The sequence below is a fragment of the Gordonia sp. NPDC058843 genome (genome assembly GCF_042743165.1).
Taxonomy (GTDB): Bacteria; Actinomycetota; Actinomycetes; order Mycobacteriales; family Mycobacteriaceae; genus Gordonia.
On the sequence record NZ_JBHYNC010000069.1, the window covers coordinates 1 to 7,420 of the forward strand.

Annotated in this window: 7 protein-coding genes; 4 read left to right on the forward strand and 3 right to left on the reverse strand. The window is 68.0% G+C overall.

The annotated features are described in order from the left end of the window. Window positions 1-236: 236 nt before the first annotated feature. Window positions 237-896 (reverse strand): DsbA family protein, encoded by a 660-nt coding sequence (locus tag ACFW3F_RS24685; protein ID WP_388062218.1) that lies wholly within the window; start codon window positions 894-896, stop codon window positions 237-239. A gap of 54 nt (window positions 897-950) precedes the next feature. Further along, window positions 951-1,343 carry a winged helix-turn-helix transcriptional regulator gene (locus ACFW3F_RS24690; protein WP_388062220.1) on the reverse strand — a complete coding sequence of 131 codons (393 nt, stop codon included), beginning with the start codon at window positions 1,341-1,343 and terminating at the stop codon, window positions 951-953. A 26-nt stretch (window positions 1,344-1,369) separates the two neighbouring features. On the opposite strand from ACFW3F_RS24690, the gene ACFW3F_RS24695 reads away from it, so the two are divergent. After that, window positions 1,370-1,771 (forward strand): VOC family protein, encoded by a 402-nt coding sequence (locus ACFW3F_RS24695; RefSeq protein WP_388062222.1) that lies wholly within the window; start codon window positions 1,370-1,372, stop codon window positions 1,769-1,771. 20 nt (window positions 1,772-1,791) lie between these two features. Here ACFW3F_RS24695 and ACFW3F_RS24700 read toward each other — a convergent pair whose 3' ends face one another. Beyond that, window positions 1,792-2,457 (reverse strand): GntR family transcriptional regulator, encoded by a 666-nt coding sequence (locus ACFW3F_RS24700; RefSeq protein WP_388062224.1) that lies wholly within the window; start codon window positions 2,455-2,457, stop codon window positions 1,792-1,794. A 236-nt stretch (window positions 2,458-2,693) separates the two neighbouring features. On the opposite strand from ACFW3F_RS24700, the gene ACFW3F_RS24705 reads away from it, so the two are divergent. The 3 genes from ACFW3F_RS24705 to ACFW3F_RS24715 form a co-directional block, all read left to right on the forward strand. Further along, window positions 2,694-3,890 (forward strand): CaiB/BaiF CoA transferase family protein, encoded by a 1,197-nt coding sequence (locus ACFW3F_RS24705; protein ID WP_388062226.1) that lies wholly within the window; start codon window positions 2,694-2,696, stop codon window positions 3,888-3,890. Further along, window positions 3,887-4,804: a hydroxymethylglutaryl-CoA lyase gene (locus ACFW3F_RS24710; protein ID WP_388062228.1), complete on the forward strand. Its 918-nt coding sequence runs from the start codon at window positions 3,887-3,889 to the stop codon at window positions 4,802-4,804. The genes ACFW3F_RS24705 and ACFW3F_RS24710 overlap by 4 nt, the downstream gene beginning before the upstream one ends. An 80-nt stretch (window positions 4,805-4,884) precedes the next feature. Continuing rightward, a partial coding sequence (locus ACFW3F_RS24715) for a LuxR C-terminal-related transcriptional regulator (RefSeq protein WP_388062230.1) occupies window positions 4,885-7,420 on the forward strand: 2,536 nt, incomplete at its 3' end.

A 7,420-nucleotide genomic window follows, 5' to 3' on the forward strand; every position in this document is an offset into this window, starting at 1 on the left:
CAGCGAGGATTCGCCGACAGGCTCCCCGCCCGCAACAGGTGTGTCACCGCCCCCGAACTGCATGACACCAATGTACGACCCACCACCGACAAGAATTGCCGACCGCGTCAGAGGGGTCCGAAACTCACTCCAGCACAGGCTCCGACGTGTCGGTCCCGGCCTCCGGCAGTGCACACACCCCGTCGACGCAGACCGCTGCGTCGTCGTCGCCGATCATCTCGAAACGCACCAGGGGGTCAGACACGGCCGGATTCCTCTGCACGGACCTTGTCGAGGGCCTGGGTGAAAGCCTCTGGCGCCTGCGCACCGGAGATGCCGTACTTGCCGTTGATCACGAAGAACGGCACTCCGCTGATCCCGTAGGCCCGCGCCTGCTCGATGTCGGCGGCGACGTCAGCGGAGTACTCCCCCGACTCCAGCGCGGCGAGCACTGCGTCGCGATCGAGACCGGCGTCGGCCGCCAGATCGGCCAGTTCGGCGGCGCGACCGACGTGGCGTCCCTGCTCGAAGTACGCCTGGAACAGACGCTCGGCCAATGCCGCCTGCCGGCCATGCGCTTTCGCGAAATGCAGCGCCTCATGCGCCTTCAGCGTCTTGGTGTGCTGGAGCCTGTCGAAGTCGTAGTCGAGACCGACGTCGGCGGCGATCCCGCGAACCTGGTCGAGCATCCCCCGGACCTGGTCGGCGGGCATGCCTTTGTGCCGAACGAGGAAGTCGATCTCCGAGCCGTCGAAGTCCACCGGTGTGTCCGGGGCGAGTTCGAAGCTGTGGTAGGTCACTTCGACGTCGTCGCGTCCGGCGAACGCTGCGAGTCCGGCCTCGAACTTCCGTTTGCCGATGTAGCACCAGGGACACGCGATATCGGACCAGATGTCAACGGTGATGGGAGCGCTCATGGCCGTCTCAACACCTCGCGGATCGCAAACGTTCCCGAAAGCCACCCAGTCGGGTCAGTCGGTCGACCCGGGTGCATCCAGCAGGTCGTCGAGATGAGCGCGCGACCAGTCACACAGGCCGTGGACCGTCGTGACGAGATCCCGACCGGCGTCCGTCAGGGTGTAGTCCACCCGCGGGTTCGCGCTGCGATGGTCATGCCGGTGGACCAGTCCGTGCGCCTCGAGGTCGCGCAGCGTCTGGGTGAGCACCTTGTCGCTGACCGTCCCGATCGACCGCCTCAGCTCGCGGAACCGGCGGGGACGTCGTCCGACCTCCTCCAGGACGGTCAGACCCCACTTCGTCGACACGACGGCGAAGACCGAGCGCGCGAGCTGCCGAGCGCGGTCTTCGGCCCCGGACGACGGCGCGGCGTCGCTGCTCACCTCGAAGTGCGTACTGCCGCTCATCCGCCTGCGCTCCTAGCGTGGGGTCGATGCGAGTGCTGAAGACCTATGCCAGAGTATTCGTCGCCGACCTCGATGAGTCCCTACCGCTGTACGAGACGCTCGTCGGTGCATCTGCCGATCTGCGATTCGCCTTCGAGAAGGCCGAATTGGCCGCCGTCGGCGACTTCCTTCTCATCGCGGGAGCCGACGACGATGTCGAGCCCTACCGGTCGACCGTCGGCCCGGTCATCGTCGATGAACTCGATGCCCTCATCGCGCTGATCGCCGGCCCGGCCGGGGCCGAGGTCATCGGAGAATCGCGGAGTGCGACAGGACGATTCGCGTACATCCGCCATCCTGACGGGGCAGTCGTCGAGTACGTCCAATGGTCACCGGAGATCCTCACGGCGGTGTTCGGGACGTCGGCAGGCGCAGGCCGCGAGTCCTGACCCTTCCGGTCCGACGCCGCCTACCGACTGTCGGCCGGCTCCTCGTCCTCCACCGCGGCACGCACGGTCGCCCCCGCGGCCAGGATGTGTGACCGCATCACCGATTCGGCCCAGGTGCCGTTGCCGGAGCGCAGCGCCTCGATCAGTTCGCGGTGATGGATGTTGCTCGCGCGCACCCGCTGTGACGAGTAGTGCGTGAAGGTCTGGTGCACCAGCGGTAGATCCATCACGCTGCGCACAAGGTGTTCGAGTTGCGCGTTCTTCGTCGCTCGGACGATCACGCCGTGGAACCCACTGTTCAACTCCGTGACCGCGCCGGTGTCGAAGGATTCGCCACCCGTGGTCAGTGCTTCCATCTGATCGGCGATCTCACACAGTGCGGAGAGCTCATCGGCAGTGATGCGGTCGGCGGCGGCTCGCGCGCCATACCCCTCGAGCAGAGCGCGGATCTCGTAGAGATCCTCGAGTTCACGGCCGGTCCATCCGGAGACCCGCGCGCCGCGCCGCGGCAGGAACTCGACCAATCCCTCCGCTTCGAGTCTGCGCAACGCTTCCCGGACCGGCGTCCGCGAAACCCCCGCTTCGGAAGCGAGCAATTCCTCGCGCAACCGGCGGCCTCGGACATACTCACCCGACAGAATCCGCGACCGGATCAGGTCGTAGGCAGCATCCCCCGCACTCGCCATCGCAGCTGATCCCTCTGGGTCGACGTGTCCATGATCCCGGCCGCCTGCGAGCTTAGCGCGACGCCCCCAACGGCCGCCACTGACACCAAACCCGATCTTGTATACAAAAGACGTCTTGGTGCCGTACTGTTAGCCAGAACTTGCTGATCGATCCAGTCAGAAATTCGGATAATGTCGACAATTCTGTCCGCGCGACCGATCACGCACCGGGACGATCACCGACAGAAAGGTCCTTCATGACACCGACACCCACGCTCGCGCCCGGCGCACTCGACGGAGTCCGCGTCATCGAACTGGGCCAACTGATCGCCGGGCCGTTCTGCGGCCAGATGATGGCCGACTTCGGGGCCGACGTGATCAAGGTCGAGCAACCCGACCGCGGTGACCCGATGCGGGACTGGGGCGTTGTCCACGAGGGCAGGTCGCTCTCCTGGAACGTCATCGCCCGCGGCAAGCGATGTGTGACCGCCGACTTGCACACCGATGCCGGCCGCGAGTTCGTGCTGGACCTCGTCCGCCAGTCCGACGTGGTGGTGGAGAACTTCCGGCCCGGCACCCTCGAACGATTCGGTCTCGGTTATGACGTTCTCGCCGAGGCGAATCCGCGGATCGTCCTCACCCGGGTCAGCGGCTTCGGCCAGGACGGGCCGTACTCGCCCAGGGCCGGCTACGGCTCGATCGGCGAGGCGATGGGCGGGCTCCGCTACCTGGTCGGCGACGCGGACCGGCCACCGAGCCGATTCGGGGTCTCGCTGGGCGACATGCTCGCCGGCCTGCATGCGGCGCTCGGCACCCTGCTCGCGCTCGTCGCGCGAGAACGCTCCGGGCGCGGCCAGGTGGTGGACGTGTCGATTTTCGAATCGGTTCTCGCGCTCACCGAATCGCTCGTCTCCGACTATGCCGTCGCAGGCGTGGTCCGCGAGCGGACCGGCGCGTTGCTGCCCGGCGTCGCGCCGAGCAACGTCTATCCGACCGCCGACGGACACATGGTCCTCATCGCTGCCAACCAGGACTCGGTGTTCCGGCGGCTGACCCGCGCGATGGGGCAAGAAGAACTCGCCGACGACGCCCGCTACGCGACCCACCAGGCCAGAGGCGCGCGACAGACCGAACTCGACGAGCTCATCGGGGCGTGGAGCTCGACGCTGCCTGCGGCGGAGATGCTCGAATTGCTCGACACCCACGGGGTGCCCGTCGGCCGCATCTACCAGGCGAGGGACATGCTCGCAGACGCGCACTTCCAGGCTCGCGGGTCGATCGTGGAGATCCCGGACGACCAGCTCGGACACGTCCCGATGCAAGCGGTCACCCCGCGGCTCAGCGACAATCCCGGGACGATCCGGTGGGGCGGACAGCGCCGCGGCCATCACGACGGCGAGGTCCGGGACTGGCTGACCGCACAGCAGCAACCGGTCGACGGCGCCGTCCGATGACGGCCACGGTCGAGGTCGTCGAGGTCGCGCTGCGGGATGGACTGCAGAACGAGGCCGCACGAGTGACCCCACAGGACAAGGTCCGCATCGCCGGTCTCCTCGCAGACGCCGGCGCGCGGCGGATCGAGGCTGTCTCGTTCGTCCATCCGAAAGCGGTACCGGCGATGGCCGACGCCGAGGTCGTCATGGCGTCGATCGAGCGCAGACCCGGCGTCGCGTACAGCGGCCTGGTCCTCAATGAACGCGGACTCGACCGTGCCATCGCGGCCGGTGTGGACGAGATCAACGTGGTGGTGTGCGCGAGCGACACCTTCAGCCGACGCAACCAGAACATGACGATGAAGCAGTCACTGACCGAGGCGTCCGCAGTGATAGGCCGGGCCCGGGCCGCCGGACTTCCGGCGACCCTCACCGTCGCCACCGCCTTCGGTTGCCCGTTCGAGGGCACCGTCGACGAGGACGTCGTCCTGGACCTGGTGGTGGCCGCCCGCGAGTCGGGTGCGGACGAGGTGTGCCTCGCCGACACGATCGGCGTGGGCGTCCCGGCTCAGGTGACGCGGGTCGGGACCCGGGCCAGGGACCTGCTGCCCGATCGCAGGCTCCGATTCCACTTCCACGACACCCGCAACACCGCGATCGCGAATGCCTGGGCCGCACTGGAATCCGGGGCCGATGCGCTCGACTCGAGTGCGGGGGGACTCGGCGGATGCCCGTTCGCGCCGGCTGCGACCGGCAACGTGGCCACCGAAGATCTTGTCTACCTGCTCGACCGGAGTGGAATCCGCAGCGGACTCGACCTCGACTCCGTCGTCGACGCCGGACGCGAGCTCGTGACCTTGGTCGGCCGCACGGCGAGCACCGCACTGTCAAGGGCGGGTGGGTTCCCCGCGCCGTCGCCGGCGTCCGACAGGTGACGACCGTGGGGCCCGCACCCGTCGCCGAGCTTCTTCGCATTCCGGACACAGAACTCGTGTGCGTGTCTAGCATGTCCGGAGTGAGAACCGACGGTGACGACGTGCCTGGCGTCGTCGCGAAGTCGGTGCTCGCGAACCCTCCGTCGGTGACCGCGGTGGTCGCACCGGCAGGTAGCGGCAAGACGACCTTCGTTCGGAGGTCGCTCGAGCTGGCCGACGTCCCACACCGCTGGGTGACCATACCGGATTCTGCTATGGCGCAAGAGATTCTGCACGAGGTCGCGGGCGATACCCCGTCCCTGGTGGTGATAGACGACGCGCACCATCTCCCGCACGTGCCCGAGTGTCGGGCGGCAATCGATCGTGCCCTGGACGACGGTTGGCGTTTCGTGTTCATCGGCCGGTCCGAGCCCCCCACCGCGCTGTGGCGCCGACTCGGGCGGGGCGAAGGGCAGTTGATCGGTTTCGAACAGTTGCTGCTGTCACGCCTGGACGTCGAGGCGATGGCCTCTGCGCGAGACCTTTCGGTGTCCGCCCCAGATCTCGACGAGTTGTTCCGCCTCACTCGCGGATGGCCTGCGCTGGTGGAGATCGTCCTGGACGCGATCGCTCGACATCCGGATCGCGGAGCGTCGATGCACCTGCCGATCGAAGACGCGGGCACTTACGTACGGGCGGAGGTCCTCGCGCCGATGCCGGAGGACCTTCGAACCCTGTGCGCCCGACTGGCCCATCTGGGCGTTTTCACTCCGGACATGATCCGCGCCACCCTGGATCTCGACACCGCCGACGCTTTCGAGCAGTCATGGCGTCCACGCTCGATGCTCGTCCGATGCGCGCCCGGTCCGATGTCGCCTGCCGCGCCCGCCTCCGGCGTGGACTCGCTGATGTTCCCGCCGATCCTCGAAGCCGAACTGCGGCGTGACCGGACCGCGCCCGACCCCGACACGGTCACTTGTATCCACAAGCGTGCATCGCACTGGCACGAGTCGCGCAACGAGTGGGACAGGGCACTCGCCCACCGGTTGGAGGTGGACCCCGCCGACGCAGTCCGCCGGTTGGGCCGGTTGACTTCGGCGCTCGAACCGCTGGGGCGCAGCGATGACGCGCTGCAGTGGTTCCGGCAGTTGCCGCAACGGTTGAGAAAGGAGCCGGCAGCGGTCTCGGCACTCGCCCTTGCGCTCGTCCAGGCGGGCCTGGCCGAGGAGGCCGCACAGTTGATCGAGCAGATCGACACCACCACGTGGGTCTCGGTGGACCGCGCAGAGATCGCCATGATCGACGCACTCGTCAGCCGCGTACTGATGCGCAACGACGACTCGGTGAGGGCAGCGCAACGTTCGCTCGCCCTGGTGCGGACCGACCCCGGCAGCGCGACATCGCCCGCCCGCCTCGCCTACCTGCGGGTGATGGCGATCGAACAACTACGCGATGTCGCTCTCTGGAACGGCGACCCCGCCACGGTCCGGTCGTTGATGGACGAGATGGAACAGGACGTGATCCGGTCGGGTCTTCAGCTCTCTCTGGTCCACTCCACCGCGATCACCGCGATGGCGGCACTGGATTCCGGGGATCTACCCCTGGCAGAGGAGAAGGCAGGTGTCGCCCTCCGCCTCGCCGAACGACGTGGCTTCGACGACACGCACATCGTCGCCGAGGCACGGTTCGTCCAGGCAGCGATTGCCGCCGAACACGGTCGCCCGGAAGCGGTCGACGAACTGATCGCAACCCGAGCACTCGCGCGCGACGGGTTGTTCCCCACCACTCGCCTTCGCGTCGAGTTGTTGCTCGCACCGCAACTCGCACGCCTGGGGAGACATGAGGAGGCCTGGGCCACCATCGAGGACCTCGGCACCGAGGCACGTCGGTCCGGGGATCGCCACCTCCGGGCCCGAGTGGAGGCGGCGAGCGGGCTGACGGCGCTGGAGTCCGGTGATCTGACGGCCGTCCGCGCTTCCTCCCGACGGCTGCGGAACGTCTCCGCACCACCGGACGTCGTCCGCACCCGGCTGCACCTGGCCTCGTCGCTCGGCGACGACCCGAGCCCCGCCGAGAGCCACGAGCATCAGAGCCCCGCGCACGAGTCCGTCGACCGGGTCGTCGCCCTCCTCGTCGCCAGCCGGTCGCGGATCCGCACCGATCCCGACCGTGCGGCCGCCGAGCTCATCTCCGCGCTGCGGCTCGCGGAACGATGCGACCTCTGGCTGACCGTCGTGCCTCACCTCGACCGGTCGGGCCCGTTGCTGAGCGCCCTGCGCGAGGGCGCCGACATCACCCGAGGACCTAGCCCGTCATACGTGCGCAGGATCGCCGCGGTCATCACAGAATCGTCGCGGCAGGTGTCGGTGCTGAGCGCCCGCGAAACGGAGATCGCCCAATATCTCCCGACCCGCAAGACCAACGTTCAGATCGCCGCCGAACTGTTCATCTCGGAAAACACGGTCAAAACCCATCTGCGACACATCTATCAGAAGCTCGGCGTCGAGCAGCGCGACGATGCCGTCCGGCGACTGACCGAGCTGGGGTTGCTGGGTGGTGGGGGGGGGGGGGCGCCGCCCCCCCCCCCCCACACACATATGCAAGGGGCCCCCCCCCCCCGGCCGCGTGGACACCAAA

Excerpts from the sequence above, each read along its gene's own strand:
- ACFW3F_RS24690 (WP_388062220.1), bottom strand. The coding sequence starts at position 1,343 with ATGAGCGGCAGTACGCACTTCGAGGTGAGCAGCGACGCCGCGCCGTCG.
- ACFW3F_RS24705 (WP_388062226.1), top strand. The coding sequence starts at position 2,694 with ATGACACCGACACCCACGCTCGCGCCCGGCGCACTCGACGGAGTCCGC.
- ACFW3F_RS24710 (WP_388062228.1), top strand. The coding sequence starts at position 3,887 with ATGACGGCCACGGTCGAGGTCGTCGAGGTCGCGCTGCGGGATGGACTG.
- ACFW3F_RS24685 (WP_388062218.1), bottom strand. The coding sequence starts at position 896 with ATGAGCGCTCCCATCACCGTTGACATCTGGTCCGATATCGCGTGTCCC.
- ACFW3F_RS24700 (WP_388062224.1), bottom strand. The coding sequence starts at position 2,457 with ATGGCGAGTGCGGGGGATGCTGCCTACGACCTGATCCGGTCGCGGATT.
- ACFW3F_RS24695 (WP_388062222.1), top strand. The coding sequence starts at position 1,370 with ATGCGAGTGCTGAAGACCTATGCCAGAGTATTCGTCGCCGACCTCGAT.